A 21190-nucleotide genomic window follows, 5' to 3' on the forward strand; every position below is an offset into this window, starting at 1 on the left:
CATCACCACGCCACTGCGCCGCGCAGGCGGTTGAAGGCAAGCACGGCGCCGAACACGATCGCCGTCAGCGTCAGCATCAGGGCGCTGGCATAGCCGATGTTGAAAAACTCGAAGCCGACCCTGAAGCCGTAGATGTTGAGCGTGTTCGAGGCGTTGCCCGGGCCGCCCTGGGTCGTGATGTAAATGATGTCGAAGAAGCGCAGCAGATCGACGCTGCGCAGGATCGCCGCGGTGACGATGGTCGGCAGCAGCAGCGGCAGCGTGATGCGCTGGAAAGTCCTGAATGGAGACGCACCGTCGATCTGCGCGGCCTCGTAGACGCTCGACGGCAGGGATTGCAGACCGCCCAGCACGATCAGGGCGACGTAAGGCGTCCACTGCCAGCTGTCGATCAGGGCCACGGTCGGAATGACCCAGGTCGGCGAGGCCAGCCAAGTCGACGGCGGCAGGCCGAACGACTGGAGGATATAGTTGGCAGCACCGAGCGACGGATCGAGGATCACCAGCCACATCATGCCCGCCACCACCGGCGGCATCATGAAGGGCGAAATGAACAACGAGCGCACGATGCCCGGCAGCCGCTTGGCGTGGAACAGCACCAGCGCCAGCCAGACGCCGAAGACGAGTTGCAGCACCAGCGACAGCACGAATAGCGCAATGGTAATCCACAGCCCGTGCCAGAATTCGTGATCGGAGATCAGCTTCGAATAATTGGCGAGGCCCGCGAAAGACTGCTTGCCGGTCGATGAAAAAGTCTGGAAACCGAGCCAGATCGTATAGACCACCGGAAACGCGATCATTGCGACCGTGAAGATCACGGCCGGCGCCGAGAGCGCCGCCATTTCCAGCTTCTGCCGGTCCTGCGTGAGTGTCGCAGCGGTAGCCGACATGAGTTCGTTTCCTTATCGTGAGGAGATGCCGGCAGGCAGCAAGCCCGCCGGCATGAAGCCGTTACTTCTGGGCGATCAGCGTATCGAGCGCCTTGTCGGCATCCGCGCAAGCCTGGTCGATCGGCTTCTGCTTCAGGATCAGCTCCTGCACGGCCTGGCCGATGAACTCACGTGATTCCGGGTTGGCGACGATGGGATAGCCGACCTCGGAGGAGCCCTTCGTTGCGAGCACGTCGAGCGCGGCCTGCCATTCCTTGCGGACCGGCTCCTCGTCGATCCACTTGCGGTATTCAGGATCCTTGGCGACCGACGGACGCGGCGGGGCAACGCCCTGGAGCGCCATCTTCTTCTGCACCTCCGGGCTGGTCGCCCACTGCACGAAGTACCAGGCCGCATCCGGCTGCTTGCTGTGCGAGGACACCGCCATGCCCCAACCGATCGTCGTCGGCGCCTGGCCGGCATCGCCCGCGGGGAACGGCAACAGGCCGGTGTCCTTGAGGCGCGCGCCGCCTTCCATCACGGTGCGCAATTCATTCGAGGATTCGAACGCCATTGCGGCGCGGCCGCTGCGATAGAGTGCCGAAATCTGCTGGAAGCTGTAGTTGACAACGCCGGGCGGGCCGAAATCGCGCAGCAGGCGACTATAGGTATCGAGCGCTTCCTTGCCCTTGGCCGAGCAGAGATTCGACTTGCCGTTGGCGATATAGCTGCCGCCGATATTGTGCAGCATGTTGCTGAAGGTATAAGCAATCGCTGGCTTGAGGCCGCGCGAGACGAACGGCGTCACGGTGCTGTCGCAGCTCTTGATCTTCTCGGCAGCGGCCTCGACGTCCTTGATCGTCTTCGGCGCCTCGAGGCCGCACTTCCTGAAGATGTCAGTACGGTAATAGAAGATCGGGCCTTCTATGTTCATTGGCATGCTGGTCAGCTTGCCGCCGAAGGTTGCGGCCTTCAGCAGGGCCTGGCTCAATCCGTTGGGATCGTATTCCTTGGCCACGTCGTTCTTGGCCATCGCAGTGAGATCGCCGTACCAGCCGGCAGCGGCGAACTGCTCGCCCTCTCGCGAGGGCAGCGTCATGAACACGTCCACTTCGTCGCTGTTCGCATTCATGACGGTCACCAGACGCTGTCGCATCTGCTGTTCCTGATAGCCGTCGACCTTGAGGGTCATGCCGGTCAGCTTCTCGAAATCTGCCTTGTAGGTCAGCAGCGCTTGCGCGACCGGATTATTGTTGGCGAGAAAGGTGACGGTCTTGCCCTTGAACTTCATCCAGTCGAAATCGGCGGCGTGCGCCTGCGCGGTCGCCGCAGCAATCGCGAGAACGGGCAACGCGACGTGGGTCGCGAGCATCCTGGCCTTCATCAAACTCTCCTCCCGGCTGACCGCCTTAAGCTGGCGGACCATTTTTGAACACGTTTGAGCACGGTCTGAAAACGGTTACAAATTAGACCATACGACCGCCGTGTCAAGCGATGGACATGCAACACAATATACTGCAAACTTACGACATAACCGCTACTTTGCCGCCCTCGGCACCAGATGTAACGTTACATCCATGAGACTGACAAACGCCCGGTCTGTGAAACAGGGTATCCGCGCCGTGGCTGCTCGCGCCGGCGTCTCGACGGCATCGGTCTCGCGCGCCCTCAATAATCCCGATGCGGTGAGCCCGTCTTTGCGCGCCCGCATCGAACAGGCCATCGACGCGCTCGGCTACATCCCACATGCGCCGGCGCGCATCCTGTCATCCCGGCGTTCGCGCACCCTCGGCGCGATCGTGCCGACCATCGACAACACGATGTTCGCGCGCGGCATCGCCTCGCTGCAGCAATATCTGTCGTCGGTAGGGTACATGCTGTTCCTCACCACGAGCGGATATGATCTCGACGTCGAGCTTCAGCAGGCGCGCAATTTGATCAGCCGCGGTGTCGACGGACTCGTGTTGCGCGGCGACTGCCATCACGAAGGACTGCGCAAGCTGCTCGCGGACAACGCCGTGCCTTTCATCAATGTCGGCATCTACCAGCCGGATCGACCTTACCCCTGCGTCGGCACCGACAACGAAGCCGCCGCCCATCGCGCGGCAGCACATGTCATCGAGCTCGGCCACCGCCGCATCGGGATCGTCTCGGCACTTCAGCGCAACAACGACCGCGCCAGCGCGCGCGTCGCCGGCTTTCGCCGCGCGCTGACCGAAAACGGGCTTGAGCTTCCCCCGCAATGGCATGTCGAGGTGCCGTATACCTTGGACGACGCGCGGGAGGCGGCGCGCCATCTTCTCAATCTCAAGGACCGTCCAACGGCCGTGGTGTGCGGCAACGACGTCATCGCCTATGGCGTGTTGCTCGAGGCGGAGCGCGACGGGTTCTCCGTGCCGCGCGATCTATCGGTCGTCGGATTCGACGACCTCGACTGGAGCCGCCATTTGCGGCCGAGCCTGACCACGATCCACGTTCCGACTGGAGAAACCTGGCAGCGCGCCGGAGAATATCTGGTGCGGAGCCTCGCCGGTGAGCAGACCATCATGCATCGCGAGATCGATTTCTCGCTGGTGGTCCGCGAATCGACGGCCCCACCTCCGAAATCCCTGAAGTGAGCCCGCCGCGATGAATTTCAATTTCTCCCTCGCATACGGCTTTCATGCCGTCGTGATCGGTGGCGCCGGTGACATTGGCGCGGCGATCAGCAACCAGTTTTGCGACCTCGGCGCGACGGTGACCGCAACCGCCGCGAACGAGGCTGATCTTGCTCGCACCCTGCTCAAGCCACGCACCGGGCTCGCGCTCGCGACGCTAGACGTCACGGATGACGAAGCCGTCGCGTCCTTCGCCCGGCAGCATAAGCGCGTCGATGCGCTGGTCAATTGCGCCGGGATTCTCGCACGCGACAAGGAATTCGAAATCGAGACCTTCGTGAAGGTGCTCGACGTCAATCTCACCGGCACGTTCCGGACCTCCATGGCGTTTCGGCCACTGCTTGCGGCGACGAAAGGTTCGATCGTCAATATTGCCTCGATGAATGCCACGCTGGCGCTGCCGCGCATCCCTGCCTACTGCGCCAGCAAAGGCGGCGTCGTCATGCTGACCAAGGCGCTGGCCTTGAAATGGGCCGAGGAAGGCATCCGCGTCAACGCGGTCGCGCCTGGCTATATAGAAACCGCAATCAACGCGGCGGGCCGGACCGACCGCGCGCACTATCAGCGCATAGCCGACCGCACGGCGTTCAAGCGCTGGGGGAAGCCGGAAGACATTGCAGGCGCCGTTGCCTTCCTCTGCATGCCGGCCTCGCAATATGCGACGGGCACCGTCGTTGCCGTGGACGGCGGATTTCTGGCAGGATGACGCCAACGGGAACCAAGACGCGACTCGGCCGGTGGCCTCCATCTTTGCGGAACTAAGTCATGACTGCGAGCTTGCGAGACTCGCCTCCGGCGGCGTGACTCATCTTCGCCTGCCAATCGCACGCGAGAGCAGATGATCCCACACCATATCGACTGCCGCTGCTTCAGATTGGCTGAAAGGGGATATCGACATACCGTCAGCGGCGATGGAGAAGGATTTCGACGTGTAGTGCGGCAGTGAGTGAGATTTCTTTGAGGTGGGTTGCCGGGGCGGGATCTGAAGCGATGTCAAGGTTCGCGAGGTCTGCCGGACGAAAAGCGGAACCTTCGGCGGAGGAACAAAGGGCCACTTAGCTCAGCGTTCACAACCGTGTAGCGTGTGAGATCGTGAACAATCGTAGTTTGGCGTGGAAAGTCGTGTGGTCGCGAGGGGACGAATCGCCTCCCGGACAATCCGATTCTGATTCTTCAGCAAACGGTACCCGGTGGCGACGAGCAGAACAGACTGTCCGTTCTGCTCGCCCTGATATCCTATTCTACGACGAGCACGTAATCGACCTGTACCGGCGGATCAGCGCGCTGTATCGAATGGGGGAAGATACAAAAACAAAGAGAAGGTCGCACAGCAATCTGGCTGCACCACGTCCTTCCGCAAAAAAACGTCGCACGAGACCCATTTTGTTCTCGGCGACCACTCCGCAAAGGTCTTGGAAAATAAGGATCTTCCTTTGGTGGGCGCACCAGGGCTCGAACCTGGGACCCGCTGATTAAGAGTCAGCCCCGGGTTGAGAACAATCAATCACTTACTGGTCGCACCACTGGGCTTATCCGACTGAAAGTGGGCATTCGTCGCACGGTTATAGTGATTGCACTGCCTGATATCCGAACACGCGCTACTCGGACTTTACGGGGGCAATTGCGACTACAACGCCATCGATCGATAGGTTCAAATCGGGGACATGCAACCATCTCAAATTGCTATTTCAGGCGGTCGCCTAGGCGTGGCCAGCACTGCTTGCCATACTTCCGCTACTGGTCGCTCCAGTTCTTCGACGTAGATGCTCAAGACGACGAGGTAGGGTCCCGAATTTCGTGAACGATTTCGTCTGCTAAGGTTCTCCGCATAGTGTTCTTCATCGCGAAATCCGTCCTTTGACCCCACGCTTAAGAGCTACGGTTTGCGGGGTGACCGGCGGTAACATCACGGAACCAAGCCGCGACGGCCTTGTCGCGCCACTCGTTGCTTTGCTGTCGCCCGGGGCATCAGGACGGTATTGGTTGGAGCGAAACCGAGCTACGACGAACGCTATGCTGCTCGGGGCCAAGAGGCAGTCCGAAAACTGGTAGCTCGGGTGTTGGCCCATCCCGTCCGCAGTAGCTCCGGCCCGCCGCTCGAACTCGCTGACGTCGGCGGAGAGCTTTATCGGCATTTCGCTGGCACAGATGCCAGTCCGACGAGTCACCCATCATCACTCGATGATGATCGGAGCCGCGATGTCGATGCGATCGTCCTTCGCCATGTCGATTCCGAGAGACAACGACCACTTGCCGTCTACCGCGGCCGTCATGCGGACGCGCCAGCTGTCCGCCGCGATCCGTTCGGCCGTCGCCTTGACCGGAGCGATGTGCTTGTCCGGATTGGACAAGACCACAGAGAGACCATCGACCGCGAGCGGCTTCTCATCGCCGTCCTCCAGCTTCACGTCGATCTCGACAGGCCCGCTGCGGCCGGGCGTGACCGTGACGTCGGCCATCACCCGCGTTCCGCAGATGTGGGTGAAGAAGGGCTCGCCGCGCGGGACCGCGCTTGCCGCCAACACCGTCAGCGGTGCTGGATCGCCCGAAACGATCTGCAGCCGCGGCCCCTTTGCGCCAACGCTGACGACCTCGAACGCGACCTCGACCTTGCCTGCGCGTTCGAAATTCAGCGACACCGGGATACGTTGTCCCTCCTCGAACGGCGTGGTCAATCCGACGAACATGATGTGATCGCCGCCTGGCGCGAGAGTGACCGTCGCATCCGGAGGGATCGCCAGCCCGTCGTCGAGGGGACGCATCGTCATGATGCCGTCCTGCATGGTCATGCTGTGAATTTCGACCTTGCCGGCGGCGGGGCTTTCCGCCGACAGCAGGCGATCGGCGCGAGTACCGCGGTTCTCGACGGTGAGATAGCCGCCCGCGACCTTGGCACCCTTCGGCGTGGCACGGGTCCAGGCTTGGCTGACGGCGACACGTTCATGCTCAGCAAGCGAGGGAGCGGAGCTTGTGAATGCGAGCAGCGCCACGGCGACCAGGGTGATGCTTGCGACCTTCAGCATGGCGTTTCTCCCGTCAGGCGGGAACGAGCGTGGCGAGTAGCGATCCGGGCTCGATAACGTGATTGACGCCCGTCTCGATCTTCACGCGGCCGTGGCACGGAGCGACGATATCGTGCAGCGCGCCTTCGATACGGACAACGGCGATGCCGTGCCCTTCTTTTGCCAGTTCGCCGTCGGCAACTAGCCACTTCGTCACGAAGCCTTCAGGCAGCATGGTATTGCGCCAGAGGGTCTCATCCGCCTTGATATCGATATTCATCGTCCATCTCCGTTGGGCTCACGCCGAAGCCTTCCTGAAGAAGGTCTCACATACCGCCCGCCAACTGCTTGTTGCAGCGCAAATTCGTCTCGATATCCCCCGCCGGCTGAACCGGTCGTTGACGAAAAGCCGAAGCCAGACGCCGTAGCAGGAGGATCGTGACGTTGCCCTTGCCGCTCTCGATCCGCGCGATCCAGCGTTCGGACACTCCCGAGGCGCCGGCGAGCTCGCGGCGCGACATGCCGCGAGCCGTGCGGAGTTCGCGAAGACGTTCGCCCAATGCAGTCAGAAAATCGAGATCTGAACACGACGACGACAACACGCTCGAGTCGAACGACCGCGAGCTTCGATATCGCGCCCGCTCTTCATCTTCGATGTTCACAGCCTCCGACATCCGAAGCGTCGGCTCAGTTCGTTCCGAACTGCAACCGCGCAAGGCGGGCGTAAAGACCGCCGGCCGACGACAACTCCTCATGGGTGCCCTGTTCGACGATCCTGCCGCGATCCAACACCAGAATGCGGTCGCAGGACAGGACGGTGGCAAGACGGTGCGCGATGACAAGAGTGGTCCGTCCCTTCATGAGCCCCTGGAGCGCGGCCTGGACCGCGGCCTCGCTCTCGGAATCGAGCGCCGAGGTGGCCTCGTCGAGGAGCAGAAGGGGGGCATCGCGCAGGATCGCGCGCGCGATGGCGATACGCTGGCGCTGCCCACCGGACAGCATGACGCCACGTTCGCCTAGTCGCGTGTCAAGTCCTTCCGGCAGCATGGCCAGAAACCCGGAAGCTGAGGCCAGGTCGGCGGCGCGCTCTACCTCGGCATCCGTCGCGGAGGGGCGCCCGAAGCGGATGTTGTCTCGGGCTGAGGCGGCGAAGATGACCGGATCCTGCGGAACCAGGGCGATGCGCGAGCGGATTTCTTCGGGGTCGGCCTCGTGGACGGCAGTTCCGTCGAGCGAGACCAATCCCGAACTCGGATCGTAGAACCGCAGGAGAAGGTGAAACAACGTACTCTTGCCGGCCCCGGACGACCCGACGATGGCGATTTTCTCACCGGAGCGCACGGAGAACGCGACGTCGTCGAGGACCCGGACGTCCGGCCTTCCCGGATAGGCGAAGCTGACGCCTTCGAATGCCACGCTTCCCTGACAGGCCAGCGGCAGGTTCAACGGCCGGTTCGGGGCTGCGATCTCGGGCTTGAGGCGAAGTATCTCGAACAGGCGCTCCGCTGCGCCCGAAGCCGCGGACACCTCGCCCCAGACTTCGCTGAGCTGGCCGAGGCTCGTCGCAGCCAGGACCGCGTAGAGTATGAATTGACCGAGACGTCCGGCGCTCATGGCTCCCATCGCCACGTCGCGAGAGCCGGCCCAGAGAATGACCACAACACTGCTGAACACGATGAAGATGACGATCTGGGTCAGAACGGCCCTCGCCCTGGTCGAAACGCGAGACGCCTCATAGGCTTCGTCCACCTCGCGACCGAAGCGATCGGTCGCGATCGCCGCGCCGTTGTAGGCCTGTACCGTTCTGATCGCGCCGATCAGCTCCGAAGCGTAGGCGGTTGCATCGGCGAGCGTATCCTGAGCGTTGCGGGACAGCCGCCGGACCCATCGACCGCATGCAATCAGGGGGATCACGACGGCAGGGATGACGAGCAGGACCATTGCGGAAAGCTTCGGGCTTGTGACCGTCATCATGACGATTGCCCCGAGCAGCATGATCAGGTTGCGCAAAGCCACGGAAGCGGATGCGCCGACCGCCGCCTTGATCTGCGTGGTGTCTGCCGTCAGCCGCGAGGTGAGATCGCCGCTGCGCGATTGATCGAAGAAAGAAGGCGACAGTCGGAGCAAATGACCGAAGACATCCCGCCGGACGTCAGCCACCACGCGCTCACCCAAAGTCGCCACGAAATAGTATCGGCAGGCGCTGGCGCAGGCCAGCACTGCCACGACCGCGATCATGGCCGCGAAGTAGCCGTCGATCGCCGAAAGGCCGTCCGGATCGAAGCCGAAATCGACCATTCGTCGTGCCGCCACCGGGATAGCGAGCGTGGTGACCGCTGCGACCGTGAGCGACAGGAATGCGAGCATCGCGCGTCCGCGATAGCGGGCCACGTAGGGAAACAGCGAAACCAGAGGACGCAGGCCGCTGCGCTTCGTCGAGATCGCATCGCGCTTCTTCGCGACCCCGCCTGACCGGGAGGAGGCGGCGTACGGTTCGAAGTGTTCGACAGTCGTCATGCGCATGCTCCAAGTGGTGACCGACTTAGGTCCGTTACGACGGGGCTTGCAAATCCGGTAAAGCCCTAATCCGGGTTTCTACGGTCTCCGAAGTAATCGAACTCGGCGCGGATCGGATCGGCCGAGAGGCGCGGTCATCGATCGACGAATCTGTCCTTTGCCGAAAGGACGGCACCGGTCTCGTCCCGGGCTGCGAATACGACGTCACCCTGACCGTCCGCCGACCCCGTCAAAGTGACCCGCAACGCTTCGGAAGTCTCGGGCCCGACCACGACGGACGAACCTGTCTGGACGCCCACGATGGCGAGTTTGGCGTCGACGCTGCTGACGGACAGCGCGTAGGTGTGCGGAGCCGACGACTTGTTCAGAAGCTTCACCGTGTAGGCGTTACGCAGCGAGCCGCCCGAGAGCTTGACCGCCACGGGATCCCGGTCGTGCTGGACCGAAAGGATAGCCGTGGTCTTGGTCGCGAACGCGACCATGATGATGCCGGCAAGCGCGAGGCTTGCGGCCGTCAGGCCGATCGTCTTCGGCCGCACCAGACGGTTGACCGGCGCCTCCTTCCGACGGCCTCGCTCGATGTTGGTCCAGCTTTCGTAGTCGATTAGACCACGGGCACGGCCGAGTTTGGACATGACCCCGTCGCAGGCATCGACGCAGAGCCCGCAGTTGATGCATGCGAAGTTCGGTCCCTCGCGGATGTCGATACCGATCGGACAGACGGCGACGCACTGGCCGCAATCGACGCAGTCGCCGGCGGGCTTGCCCTCGAGCCGGACTGCCGCAGCCTTCTTCGCAGACGTCCGCAGTTCACCGCGATAGTCGCGATAATTGACAGTGTACGCCTCCGGATCCCAGATCGCGCCCTGCAGCCGGGGCCACGGACACATGAAGGTGCAGACCTGGTCGCGCGCGAAGCCGGCCAGGCCGTAGGTCGTGCCGGCGAAGACGACGATCCAGGTCAACGCGTTCGTGGACACCTCTCCGGAAGCGAAGCCCCGCAGCAGGCCCGGCGCATCGGTGAAGTAGAAGATCAGCGTACCGCCGGTCGCGAAGGAGATCAGCAGCCAGGCCCCGTGCTTCGCGACGATCTGAGCCGCCCGCTTCGGAGTCAGGGACGCACCTCTGTTCTTCAGGCGCAGGCGGCGATCACCTTCGATCAGCCGCTCGACCAGCAGGAACAGGTCGGTCCAGACCGTCTGCGGACAGGCGAAGCCGCACCACAGGCGACCCGCAAGCGCATTGGTCAGGATCAGGATGGTGGCCGCGAACACCAACAGGCCGGTGACGAGATAGAGGTCCTGCGGCCAGATCTCGACGAAGAAGGCGTAAAGGCGGCCGTTGGCGAAGTCGAGCAGGACAGCCTGGTCCGGTGCGTTGGGCCCGCGGTCCCAACGGATGAACGGCGTGACGTAGTAGATCGACAACGTCAGGAGCAGGACGCCCCACTTGATCCGGCGGATCGTGCCCCTGACGGACTGGGGCACGACCGGCTGGCCGGCGGCGGCCGCGGCCTTCGCGCGGGTCTTGGCGTGATCGATCTCGATGGTAAGGGCCATGGCGGTCAGTTCACTGCGGCGAAGCCGAGAGAGGCCCGGACGGCGGGTTCGATGTGGGATGGGTCCCAGGCCGGCTCGAACGTCATCGTCACGTCGGCAGAGACGACCCCTGAGACGGCGGACGCGGCAGCCTGTGCCCCTTCCCTCAGGAAACCGGTCGCCGGGCATCCCGGGGTCGTCGCCGTCATCGTGATCCGGACCGCCCCTGCCTCGGCGGTGATGTCGTAGACGAACCCGAGATCGACGATGTTCTCGCCGAGTTCCGGATCGATCACGACCCGCAGCGCATCGCGCACGCGGTCGACGAGTTCGCTGGTCATGATGGGGCCCGGACGGTCAGTTCGTAGGCGGTGCCGTCCGAAGTGAAGCCTCCGAGCCAGCGGAAACCACGCTTTTCGAGTTGCGGAAACAGGAACACCGGCTCCCGGCGCAGCAGTGCCGACAATGTCTCGCCGGGCCCGAGTTTGTCCGCTTCCGCGAGGATCCGGACCATCGGCTCCGGAGGGTCGAGATCCCGGTTGTCCAGCGTGACGGCGGGGTCTGGCCAGTTGTCGAAGTTCGATGCCGCCGCCGCGGGCTCATCGGGCTGCGTCTCGGCTGGAGTGAAGAGGACTTCCCACTCGCCGCCTTCGAGAGCCTGTTCGGTGTGCGCGAAACCTTTCTTCTGCATCACCGCGAACAGAGGAATCGGCTTGAACGTCGCGTAAAGGCGCAATCCCTGCCCCGGCGCGAGGTTCTCCAGCGCCGACATGATCACCGAGAACGGCTCGCCTCCAGCGCGCAGGATCGGACGGACGTCGACGTCGATGTACTGGGTCATGATGCTCATCTCTCATTTTCTTGCGAACAGAAGGTGCGGCGCGACCGCGCCGACGGGTAGCCGCAGCGGTCTAGCGACGTCGGCAAGCCGACGGATCCGAACGATTTCGTGGACGATGCCGACCACGCAGACCGTCATTGCCGCTGCGGCCACGCGCAACGCCGCCGGTTCGCCGCCCAGCAGAGCCGCCGTACCGGTCCAAACGGCCGCATAGTAGATAACGAACCATTTCGTCGCCCGGTCCTCGGCAACGAGATCCTGGACGCGCGGGGTCGGAGCGCGCCCCATCACGGGGCCATAGGTCTCCAGCCAGGTCAGGAACGCGACGATCTTGTAGAGTTTCGCGAGGACCAGACCCGACAGCCAGCCGAAGATCGCGAGGAAAGCGAACGCGCCCACATTCGCGAGAAAGGCGTCGAACGTGACGAGCGCGATTCCGAGCAGTGCCATGCCTGCAAGGCTCGCGAACGACAGCGTCGCCATCCGCATGTTGAGCTCGAGATGGCGACGCTTGCGGTTGCTGAAGATGCCGGCGACGTCTCGCCCGTAAAGGGCAGCCGATGCGATGCCAAGGACCGCAGCGATCGACAGCACGATCTGCAGACCGGCGGCGAGCCCAATCGCAAGCGCTCCGCCCGCCACGGCGAAGGCAACGGCCAGCGCCCCCACGGCGAGCGTGACGCCGCTTTGCCGGTCGTCGACGTCGGGCGCCAGCATGAACATTGCCAGAAGACGGTAGCTGACGCCCATGGCGGTCAAGGTAAGCCAGCCGCCGAGACCGGCGATGGCGTGCAGCGGGATGCCGCTTGAGAGAACCACTCCCCCCGCCGCTCCCGCCCACCCGGCGAGCGCGAACGCGAAAATCGCACCGAACGCCATGGTGGCACACAGTGAAGCCAGTCCCACAAGGACGAAGCGAGCCGGCCCGGTTGGACGCAGCCAAGCCGTCAAACCGAGATCCAGGACAACCAAACCGAAGCCTGCGACGAGCAGAATGGCGCCGAGTGGCAGCAACCAGAGCGCTGGCGGGAGACGGCCGCCCAAGCAAAGAAATCCTCCGAGCAGCGACAGAAGCCCCACCGTCAACAAGGCAAGCGCCGGCAAGGCCCATTTGTCGGAAAACAGCGGCTTGGCAACCAGGACAGGCACGAATTGGAACAACGCTCCGCACATCGCAAGGCTCAACCATCCGACGCAGATCACGTGAACGAGAACGAGAGTGTCGGGCGACGCGATGTCGCCAGCGGGATAGCCGACGCCCGCGACCAGCAGACCAAGCGCGACGAACAGCCACGCGAGCGCCGCCGCGAAATAGGTCATCGTCCATCGGGATATGTTCGAGCCGATCATGATCAGAACTTCCGTGCGCAGCAGAGAAGCGGCGCGTAGGCGACCACGAAACCGAGGAACGCAGACGTCCATGCGATGCCGGACACCATCAGAAGGGGAACGGAGTGGCTCGGCTCGATCGCGGCGCAGACACGTGCGACGGCGGCGATCACGATGGCGGCGTAGACGGCTTGAACGAGCCCTGAAGCCTTGAGCGCCTGTCCCGTATGTCCGAGCGATGCGCGCGTCATTACCGCGATCGTCATCGAGCCAATCGCGCCTCCGGTCCAGGCATGCAGGCCCGCACCGGGGGCGACGAAATCGACCGCGGAAAGTCCGCAGAGGAAGAAACCAACAGGCACGAAGGCGTAGGCAACATGCAGGATCAAGACGAGGCGATCGGAGAAGGTCCGGTCTCCGGCCCAACGCACCAGACGAGCAAAATGCAATAGACCGGCGGCTGCAAGAGCGCAGGCCGTTGACCGACCCGTCGGGAATATCACCCATGCAGCCATAGCGCAGACGCCGGCGACCATCGCGATCGCGTCGAACCGGTTGAAAGGAACTGGTAGTCGTCCGGGGGCGCGGCGCGCGAGCCAGTTGCGCGTGAAGCTCGGCACGATCCGGCCGCCAATGACGCAGACCAGCGTGACGACCAGGGCCACACCGGCGCGCGTCGAATACTCCGCAAGCCCGGTGATATGAGCTTCGATATGGAAGGCGATGTTCGCGCCGGCAAGCAAGGAGACGATCGCGACGACCTTCAGGTTGTTCCACTTGCGCCCGACGACGATTTCCCGCGCGGCCGCCGCCGCGAGTAGAACCAGAAAAGCGGCGTCGATCGTGAGCGCGGCTCGCCAGCCGATTATATCGGAGAACGACGTCGCGGCCCGTCCGGCGACCCAGGATCCGAACAGCAGCGCGAGCGGCACTCCCTGGATCGGCAGCCGTCCCGTCCAATTGGGGATCGCGGTCAAGAGAAAGCCCGCAACGACGGCGCCCACGTAGCCGAACAGCATCTCATGGACGTGCCAGTCTCGCGGCGCGAACGCCGTCGGCAGCGAAACATGGCCGGCAAAGATCGCAAGCCACAACGGAATCGCCGCGCCGGCATAGATGGCGGCGAACAGGAAGAACGGTCGGAAGCCATGCGACAAGAGCGCCGGGCCTCTGTAGTTCCTCAACTTCTGCATCGTGGCCATGGTCGCCGCTCCCGATCGAATAGACGCCAGATTAGATGCGTGCCGTCGGCCTCTCTTTGTCGGGGCGCAAACTAGCTCCTCATTCGCCGATCCGTTTGATCCACGACAAAGATCGGATCGGCACTCGGGCTATTTTCGGACCGTCAAACGGAGGGCGAGATGCGGATTTTCGAGAGACTACGCGGCAAGGGCCGGAACGACAGCGGCATCGAGCGGCGGCTCGTCGAGACCGTCGTCACGGACCTCCTCCGCCACGTCGACGATGAAGCTCCCGTAACGATCTTGACCGGCGCCAAGCCGAACTGCTGCACCTGCTGCTCGGCGGAGGCAGAGAATCGATAGCTCAGCAAGGAGACAAAATTGTCCGCTTCGGATATCGCCAGGTATCACTTCGATGCCGCCCTCAAGCAAGCCGATGCCACGGGCCTCGACCGTGATGGTCTATGCCGCGCGTTACTCGGTTTGGTCGTGTCCCAGTATCTGGTCACCAGAGGCGTCGCCGATGTGCAGTCCGAACTGCACTTCGTCGCCGACAACTGCGATCCGGACACCGATTTCATGTTCATGCGGCCGTAAGCTCGATCGATGGCGCACTTGCGCCAGATCAATGCGGCCTCCGTTTCTTCGAGACGAGCACTACTCGATGTGCGTCTCCTCCCCGCGCGCCGGATGGTTCGGATCGCGCTCGCCCCTGAAGATTGCAAACGTGAACTCGGCAACATACACAGCCGGAATCGAACACGCCTTCGCTTCCCGAACCGGCGCCGTTCCGGCGTTTAGCACAATGCATGGACGGACGAGGCAGTCCTCGTCCATCCGGCGCACTGGGGCGTATGGCGGCGATAGCCGCAGCGGTCACTTGGCCGCGGTCTTGCTCGCTTCGAGCTTGTCGAACAGCGTCGCGAACACCTGCTTCGCCTTGCCGACCTGGGGCACAGCCCTGGCCTGATCGAGATTGGTGGGCGACCCGACGACGATCATCGCCACCATGCCCATTCCGTAGTGGGGCAGGCACTTCACCCCGTAGATGCCTTCCTGATCGAACTTCACGGCGATGTCCTCGCCGTTCTTGCCCTGGAACGCAGCCGCGCCCTCGGGCAGCATGCCCTTGATGGTCTCGGCATTGTGGCCTTTGTCGGTCGCCACGAACTTCACGGTGTCGCCCGGTGCAACTTTCACCAGCGCCGGCTCGAACACCATCATGGCGCCCTCGCTTCCCTTGTTGAGCAGTTTGACTTCGACCTCGGCTCCGCGTGCGGCGCCCGTGGCCAGAACGAGGGCCGCCGCGGCAGCCATCGTCGCAATCTTTCTCATCTTCGAGTTCCCATGAAACCTTCAGCCCGGGATGGCCGGGTGCCGCAGCAGGACATAGGCCGCTTCGAGGTCCCAGAGATTGCGCCAGCGCAAGTTTCTGGACGGTTTGCCGGGGTAAGAAGCAGGCGAGCATGTCGAGGCTTGCTCCCAGGCGGGTAGTCTCCCGACCTTATCTGAGGGGGTTTCTTATGGCCGCAGTCGACCGGTCGCTGGTCGCTAATCTGCCCATGTTCGCGGGGTTGTCTCCCCCCGAGCAGGACGAATTGCTGCGCGAGGCACGTTCGGTCCGTTACATCAAAGGCAGCGCGGTCTTCGACCAAGGCACTCAAGCCGACCGCTTCTTTCTACTGCTGCACGGCCACCTTCGCGTCGAGAAGACGACACCGCAAGGCCAGCAGACCGTCGTGCGCTACGTCTCCGCCGGCGAACTCTTCGGCGTGGCGCAGGCCATGAACATGACGCACTATCCGGCGACGTCTGTCGCCGCCGTCGACAGCATCGCGTTGGCGTGGCCGTCATCGTCGTGGCAGCGCCTGATCGTCAAGTATCCGACGCTTGCCGCGAGCGCGCTACAGACGGTCGGCAGCCGCCTTCAGGACACCCAGGCACGTGTGATCGAGATCTCGAATGAGCAGGTGGAGCAGCGGGTGGCGCATGCGCTGCTGCGCCTGGCCAAGCAGGCTGGAAAGAAGGTCGATGCCGGCGTCGAGATCGACTTTCCGATCAGCCGACAAGACATCGCCGAGATGACCGGAACGACGTTGCACACCGTCAGTCGGATCCTCAGCGCCTGGGAAAGCGAGGGGCTGGTCGAGGGCGGCCGGCAGCGCATCGTGCTACGCGACGCGCATCGGCTGCACGGTCTCGCCGAAGGCGACGAAGCCATCCAGGTACGCCGGCGCGGACCCTAGGCAGCCGCGTCCAGTATCCTTGGCAGAAAGACTTCGGCATCAACGGAGTGCTCGGCGCACGCCTCGGCGATCGAGTGAAATGATGCGATCGGACAGCCGACGCATCGCATCCTAAAATCCAGGAAAACGCGGATCGTGAGCGGCCAACGGTGCACCACGTCGTCGACGGACATCTCGGTGCTTGGGATTGCATTCTTTGCCAAGCAGCCACCATAACCGGTCGCGCTCAAGCTCTGTTTGCTCCTGCGCAAATTCTCCGCCGAAGAACTGTTTCGCAGATCCATCGCGAACGTTGTTCCGGCACAAAGAGCTTCGCGTCCGCATGGTTCATCATCCACCCATCGAATTGCAGAGATCAACCGATGGAGAGCGATCATGCTCACGCGAAGGACTGCTTTGATGGGCGCCGCGATCGCGGCGTTGATGATGACGGCACCGGCCGTCGCGGAGACTGCGGACGACCTGAAGCTTCCGCGCGAGAAGGTGACGCTGGTGGCGCCGCCCGCCGTGCATCCTCACGAACAGGCAACCAAGTCAGGCCCCAAGATCGTCGAGTTCAAGCTGACGATCCGCGAGAAGGAGGTCGTGATCGATTCTGCAGGGACCAAGTTCTGGGCGATGACCTACGACGGCTCGATGCCGGGCCCGATGATGGTGCTGCACGAAGGCGACTACATGGAGCTCACGCTGGTCAATCCCGAGACCAACTCCATGCCGCACAACATCGACCTGCATTCGGCGACGGGAGGCCTCGGCGGCGGCGCGTTGACGAAGGTTAATCCGGGCGAGCAAGTAAAGCTGCGCTGGAAGGCCACGCGTCCCGGCGTGTTCGTCTACCACTGCGCGCCCGAAGGCATGATCCCCTGGCACGTCGTGTCGGGCATGCACGGCACCGTCATGGTGCTGCCGCGCGACGGTCTGAAGGACGGCGCGGGCAGGTCGCTACACTACGACAAGATCTACTACATCGGCGAGAACGATCTCTACGTGCCGAAGGACGAGAATGGCAAATACAAGACCTATGAGACGGTCGGTGAATCCTATGCCGACACGACCGAGGTCATGCGCAAGCTGATTCCGACGCATGTCGTTTTCAACGGCAGCGTCGGCTCGCTTACCGGCAAGAACGCCATGACCGCGAAGGTCGGCGAGACCGTGCTGATCGTGCACTCGCAGGCCAATCGCGACACCCGTCCGCACCTGATCGGGGGCCACGGCGACTACGTCTGGGAGACCGGCAAATTCAACAATCCGCCGGAGAAGGACCTCGAGACCTGGTTCGTCCGGGGCGGTTCGGCCGGTGCCGCCCTCTACACTTTCCGCGAGCCCGGAATCTACGCCTATGTGAACCATAACCTGATCGAGGCGGTCGAACTGGGTGCCGCCGCACACTTCAAGGTCGAAGGAAAGTGGAACGATGACCTGATGAAGCAGGTCACCCCTCCCAGCCCCGTCCCCCCCGACAAGGTCGGCGCCGCCGATCCGGTGGCCGTCACCCGGTAGGTGGCGTCGAGCGCGGCCCGCGGTTCGCCGCGGGCCGTTCTTCTCAAGGAGACCCGTGATGCTGATGCTGATGAAGATCAAGATCGCGATGCTCGCCGGCGCGCTGGCCGCGCCCGTGCTCGCGACCGTTCTTGCGCCTCCGCCCCAGGTCGATCCGGAGGGGATCAGCCGCTTGGCGCCCGCCTCCTTCAGCTACCGCGCCGCCGGCGACTTCTCGCGAAGCGGCAAGCCAGTGGAAGGGCCGCTGCGCGGGCTCGGCTTGCCGGCGGACCTGCTCGTCATGAAGCGGCAGGTCACGGTCGCGGAATATGACCGATGCGTCGAAGAAGGCGCCTGTCCGCGCGTCGGATCTCAGTCCGGACGGCGAGACGTTCCGATCGTCGGCGTCAGCTGGCACGACGCTTCAACTTACGCAGCCTGGATCTCTCTGAAGACAGGTGTCACGCATCGGCTGCCAACCGATGAGGAATGGACGTTCGCCGCGGCCGAAAAGGCGCGCGACGAAGCCCTGCCGCTCGTCGATCCCGCCGACCCCGCCCAGGCATGGATCGCGCGCTACGAAACCGAATCGAACCGTTCGAGACCGGCCGAGACCGCTCCGCAGCCCGGCGGCACATTCGGGACCAATAGCAAGGGCCTCGACGACCTGGCCGGCAACATCTGGGAGTGGACGGATACTTGCTTCATCCGCGCCTCGTTGGATGGGAACCGCGAGCAGGTGACGAACACCAATTGCGGAGTACGCGTCGTCGAAGGGGCCCATCGCGCCTACATGACCGACTTCATCCGCGATCCGAAGTCGGGCGGTTGCGCGGCCGGGGTTCCGCCGACGAATCTGGGCTTCCGTCTGATCGTCGAGCGTCCCGGAGCTGCCGTCACCGACGCTTTCCGCAAAGCCGTGAAGCTGCTGCGGCGGGCATAGACAATTCGGACCCATCTTGAGCTGGCGCAAGGTCCCGCCGCGGCTCAGCCCCTAGAAGGGCTGTCGCAAGATCCTCCGAGCGCACGGCGCAAACCGATCGCGGCAAGGCATGAAACGTAGACAACGACGGATGCTGATGATCGGAAGTTCGCTCGCGGTGCTCGCCATCGCGGCGGGACTTGTCCTCAACGCGCTCCGCGACTCCATCGTGTTCTTCACCACACCCACGATGGCAGCGGAGAGGCACATCGCAGCGGGCAAGCGCTTCCGCCTCGGCGGCCTGGTCCAGCCGGGCTCGCTGACGCGCGGAGACAGTCTGGCCGCCACATTCAGTATCGCTGATGGAGGAGGCAGCATCCCGGTGAGCTTCAGAGGCACCCTCCCCGATCTGTTCAGGGAAGGCCAAGGCGTCGTGGCCGAAGGCGTTCTGGACGGGGCCGGCGTGTTTCGCGCCGACATTGTTCTGGCGAAGCACGACGAAAACTACATGCCCAGGGAGGTGGCCGACGCTCTGAAGAAGCAGGGTCATTGGAAGAACGACACGCCTTGACGCGAGATACACAGCCTCGACCTGTCCGGCGTCCGTTCCAGCTGCTCCGAAGTTGACCTGACGCAACGTTCGGGAACGCCGCATCAGGCAATGTCCTCGCACAATGGAAAGGCAGACGATGCGCTCGGATCTCGCAAGACGGTACGGTCAGGACCGGCTCCCCCGCTACACCAGCTATCCAACGGCCCCGCATTTCAATCCGTCGATCGGCGAAGCCGAATATCGCGGATGGCTGAAGTCGATCTCCCCACGACGGCCGGCCTCTATCTACCTGCACGTGCCGTTCTGCCGATCCATGTGCTGGTACTGCGGCTGCCACACCTCGGTCACGAAGAAGGACGATCCGATCGCCATCTACGCCTCGGGCCTGCGCACCGAGGCGCATCTGGTTGCGGAGAGCATCGGCCATCGGCAGCCGATCTCGCACATACACTTCGGCGGTGGCACGCCGACGATCATGACGCCCGAGACCTTCGCCGATCTGGTCGGCGCGCTGCGCTATTCCTACTTCGTGGTGCCCGAAGCCGAGATCGCCGTCGAGATCGACCCGCGCACGTTGACCGAGCCGATGACTGAGGCTCTGGGCTTCAGCGGGGTCAATCGCGCCAGCCTGGGCGTGCAAAGCTTCGACCCTGCGGTCCAGCGCGCCATCAACCGCTTACAGAGCTTCGACCAGACTGCCCGGTGCGTCGAGGGCCTGCGAAGGAACGGCATCGGCAAACTCAACTTCGATCTGCTGTACGGGCTGCCGCTTCAGACAGTGAGTTCCTGCCTCGACACCGTCGCGAGGTGCATCGAGCTCCGGCCGGATCGGTTCTCCGTGTTCGGCTACGCGCACGTCCCCTCGTTCAAGAAACACCAGCGCAAGATCGACGAAAGCGCATTGCCTGACAGCACCGAACGACATCTGCAGTCCGAAGCGATCGCCGAGGCGCTCGTCGATGCTGGCTACGTACGCATCGGCTTCGATCACTTCGCGCTCCCCTCGGACGAGCTCACTGTTGCGAAGCGGGAGGGCCGATTGCGGCGGAACTTCCAGGGCTACACCAACGATGCCGCCGAAACGCTTGTCGGCCTGGGCGCAAGCGCCATCGGTCGGATGCCGCAGGGCTTCGTTCAGAACGCGGTCGCGACACGCGACTACCTGGCGCGCATCGCCGAGGAGCGGCTCGCGACCGTCAAGGGCTACGCGTTCACCGGGGACGACCGCTTCCGCGGCGACATCATCGAGCGGGTCATGTGCGACATGGCCGTCGATCTCTCGGAGATCGCCAGGTCGCACGGCCGCGATCCGGATGCGGCCATCGTGGATCGCTCGCGACTCGAAAGCCTCGTCGCGGACGGAGCGGTGACCATGAGTGACGATCTGATCTCGGTAAGCACTGGCGCTGAATTTCTGGTCCGGAGCTTGGCTTCCGCATTCGACGCTCATCTCGCCCGGTCCACGGCGATCCACAGCCGCGCCGTCTGAGAAGCGCAATCTGCAAGGACGCTGCCGTTTCTGCTGATCGAACCGGCTAACGACGTTCGTCCGGACCCTGATCCGTTCTGGCGGTCCTTTCCTCAAGACAGTTGGCCATGATCCGCCAGCGCATCCGGGCCTCCGATCCTCAACAACGCCCTCAACAGACGCAGAACCTGCATATCTTCGCAAATGCTCATAGTCTGGCCTGTCGCCCGTATTACCACGGCCATCACTTCTTGCGCCACGTCAACCATAGCAAAGCGGTGACGGGTTCTCATGACCGAAACACGAGGACCAAGGTTGCTCTCCAGTTCCGCGATTCGCCTTCGGGCCAGGCGTCGCCGACAACGGCTTGCCTGGAAGACTTCGTTCGTTGCGGCCGATTTCGCAATGCCGATGCGTCCATCGGTCGATGATCGCGCCGACCCGCTCGAAGACGATCTGCGCGACGAAAACACCCCGAATTGGGAGCGCGCTCCGGGTGAACAAGGATCGTAGGTTTAGTTTGCGCTGGCTCAAATACGATCGAGCCGCAGCGTGCTTCAATTGCACCGTTCAAGACGAGCGACC

General features: G+C 63.4%; 22 protein-coding genes. 9 read left to right on the forward strand and 13 right to left on the reverse strand.

Going from position 1 to position 21190, the window contains the following annotated elements:
• Window positions 1-2: 2 nt before the first annotated feature.
• Window positions 3-890, reverse strand: coding sequence for a sugar ABC transporter permease (locus tag AAFG13_RS13565; RefSeq protein WP_342712315.1), 888 nt, complete (start codon window positions 888-890; stop codon window positions 3-5).
• 61 nt (window positions 891-951) lie between these two features.
• The gene (locus AAFG13_RS13570) at window positions 952-2253 is read right to left on the reverse strand and encodes a sugar ABC transporter substrate-binding protein (protein WP_212310389.1); all 1302 of its coding nucleotides are present in this window, start codon (window positions 2251-2253) and stop codon (window positions 952-954) included.
• A 193-nt stretch (window positions 2254-2446) separates the two neighbouring features.
• On the opposite strand from AAFG13_RS13570, the gene AAFG13_RS13575 reads away from it, so the two are divergent.
• A complete protein-coding gene (locus AAFG13_RS13575) occupies window positions 2447-3487 on the forward strand; it encodes a LacI family DNA-binding transcriptional regulator (RefSeq protein ID WP_212310390.1) in 1041 nt (346 codons plus the stop codon).
• A gap of 10 nt (window positions 3488-3497) precedes the next feature.
• The gene (locus AAFG13_RS13580) at window positions 3498-4232 is read left to right on the forward strand and encodes an SDR family oxidoreductase (RefSeq protein ID WP_212310391.1); all 735 of its coding nucleotides are present in this window, start codon (window positions 3498-3500) and stop codon (window positions 4230-4232) included.
• Window positions 4233-5700: 1468 nt separating this feature from the next.
• Here AAFG13_RS13580 and AAFG13_RS13585 read toward each other — a convergent pair.
• The 9 genes from AAFG13_RS13585 to AAFG13_RS13625 all read right to left on the reverse strand — a co-directional run bounded on the left by AAFG13_RS13585 (window position 5701) and on the right by AAFG13_RS13625 (window position 13955).
• Window positions 5701-6549, reverse strand: a complete 849-nt coding sequence (locus AAFG13_RS13585) for a copper chaperone PCu(A)C (protein WP_342712316.1) — start codon at window positions 6547-6549, stop codon at window positions 5701-5703.
• 13 nt (window positions 6550-6562) lie between these two features.
• Entirely contained in the window at window positions 6563-6808 is a 246-nt protein-coding gene (locus AAFG13_RS13590) for a biotin/lipoyl-containing protein (protein ID WP_212310393.1), read from the reverse strand.
• A gap of 46 nt (window positions 6809-6854) precedes the next feature.
• Complete coding sequence (locus AAFG13_RS13595) at window positions 6855-7190, reverse strand: helix-turn-helix domain-containing protein (RefSeq protein ID WP_342712317.1); 336 nt, start codon at window positions 7188-7190, stop codon at window positions 6855-6857.
• Between the two features lie 25 nt (window positions 7191-7215).
• Entirely contained in the window at window positions 7216-9045 is a 1830-nt protein-coding gene (locus tag AAFG13_RS13600; protein ID WP_342712318.1) for an ABC transporter transmembrane domain-containing protein, read from the reverse strand.
• 134 nt (window positions 9046-9179) lie between these two features.
• Window positions 9180-10604 (reverse strand): cytochrome c oxidase accessory protein CcoG, encoded by a 1425-nt coding sequence (gene ccoG, locus AAFG13_RS13605; RefSeq protein WP_342712319.1) that lies wholly within the window; start codon window positions 10602-10604, stop codon window positions 9180-9182.
• Between the two features lie 5 nt (window positions 10605-10609).
• Complete coding sequence (locus AAFG13_RS13610; protein WP_212310397.1) at window positions 10610-10924, reverse strand: metal-sulfur cluster assembly factor; 315 nt, start codon at window positions 10922-10924, stop codon at window positions 10610-10612.
• Window positions 10921-11433, reverse strand: coding sequence for a DUF2249 domain-containing protein (locus AAFG13_RS13615; RefSeq protein WP_249131674.1), 513 nt, complete (start codon window positions 11431-11433; stop codon window positions 10921-10923). The genes AAFG13_RS13610 and AAFG13_RS13615 overlap by 4 nt, the downstream gene beginning before the upstream one ends.
• Before the next feature lie 3 nt (window positions 11434-11436).
• On the reverse strand, window positions 11437-12774 hold the full coding sequence (locus AAFG13_RS13620; protein WP_342712320.1) for a hypothetical protein: 1338 nt from the start codon (window positions 12772-12774) through the stop codon (window positions 11437-11439).
• A 2-nt stretch (window positions 12775-12776) separates the two neighbouring features.
• Entirely contained in the window at window positions 12777-13955 is a 1179-nt protein-coding gene (locus AAFG13_RS13625; RefSeq protein WP_342712321.1) for an NnrS family protein, read from the reverse strand.
• A 159-nt stretch (window positions 13956-14114) separates the two neighbouring features.
• Here AAFG13_RS13625 and AAFG13_RS13630 point away from each other — a divergent pair, with 159 nt between their 5' ends.
• Together AAFG13_RS13630 and AAFG13_RS13635 are read left to right on the forward strand one after the other, a co-directional pair.
• Window positions 14115-14297: a hypothetical protein gene (locus tag AAFG13_RS13630; protein WP_212310400.1), complete on the forward strand. Its 183-nt coding sequence runs from the start codon at window positions 14115-14117 to the stop codon at window positions 14295-14297.
• 18 nt (window positions 14298-14315) lie between these two features.
• Window positions 14316-14531, forward strand: coding sequence for a hypothetical protein (locus AAFG13_RS13635; RefSeq protein ID WP_342712322.1), 216 nt, complete (start codon window positions 14316-14318; stop codon window positions 14529-14531).
• A gap of 279 nt (window positions 14532-14810) precedes the next feature.
• Here AAFG13_RS13635 and AAFG13_RS13640 read toward each other — a convergent pair whose 3' ends face one another.
• Window positions 14811-15269 carry a pseudoazurin gene (locus tag AAFG13_RS13640; RefSeq protein ID WP_342712323.1) on the reverse strand — a complete coding sequence of 153 codons (459 nt, stop codon included), beginning with the start codon at window positions 15267-15269 and terminating at the stop codon, window positions 14811-14813.
• Between the two features lie 188 nt (window positions 15270-15457).
• Here AAFG13_RS13640 and AAFG13_RS13645 point away from each other — a divergent pair, with 188 nt between their 5' ends.
• The gene (locus tag AAFG13_RS13645) at window positions 15458-16180 is read left to right on the forward strand and encodes a Crp/Fnr family transcriptional regulator (RefSeq protein WP_212310403.1); all 723 of its coding nucleotides are present in this window, start codon (window positions 15458-15460) and stop codon (window positions 16178-16180) included.
• Here AAFG13_RS13645 and AAFG13_RS13650 read toward each other — a convergent pair.
• Complete coding sequence (locus AAFG13_RS13650) at window positions 16177-16353, reverse strand: DUF1858 domain-containing protein (RefSeq protein WP_342713334.1); 177 nt, start codon at window positions 16351-16353, stop codon at window positions 16177-16179. The genes AAFG13_RS13645 and AAFG13_RS13650 overlap by 4 nt on opposite strands.
• Window positions 16354-16555: 202 nt before the next feature.
• On the opposite strand from AAFG13_RS13650, the gene nirK reads away from it, so the two are divergent.
• The 4 genes from nirK (at window position 16556) to hemN (ending at window position 20626) form a co-directional block, all read left to right on the forward strand.
• On the forward strand, window positions 16556-17683 hold the full coding sequence (gene nirK / locus AAFG13_RS13655; protein WP_342712324.1) for a copper-containing nitrite reductase: 1128 nt from the start codon (window positions 16556-16558) through the stop codon (window positions 17681-17683).
• A gap of 58 nt (window positions 17684-17741) precedes the next feature.
• On the forward strand, window positions 17742-18605 hold the full coding sequence (locus AAFG13_RS13660) for an SUMF1/EgtB/PvdO family nonheme iron enzyme (protein ID WP_212310405.1): 864 nt from the start codon (window positions 17742-17744) through the stop codon (window positions 18603-18605).
• Window positions 18606-18714: 109 nt separating this feature from the next.
• A complete protein-coding gene (gene ccmE / locus AAFG13_RS13665; RefSeq protein WP_342712325.1) occupies window positions 18715-19155 on the forward strand; it encodes a cytochrome c maturation protein CcmE in 441 nt (146 codons plus the stop codon).
• 118 nt (window positions 19156-19273) lie between these two features.
• Window positions 19274-20626, forward strand: coding sequence for an oxygen-independent coproporphyrinogen III oxidase (gene hemN / locus AAFG13_RS13670; RefSeq protein WP_212310407.1), 1353 nt, complete (start codon window positions 19274-19276; stop codon window positions 20624-20626).
• Window positions 20627-21190 lie beyond the last annotated feature (564 nt).

Origin of the sequence: Bradyrhizobium sp. B124 (genome assembly GCF_038967635.1) — a bacterium.
In the GTDB taxonomy this organism is placed as follows: Bacteria; Pseudomonadota; Alphaproteobacteria; order Rhizobiales; family Xanthobacteraceae; genus Bradyrhizobium.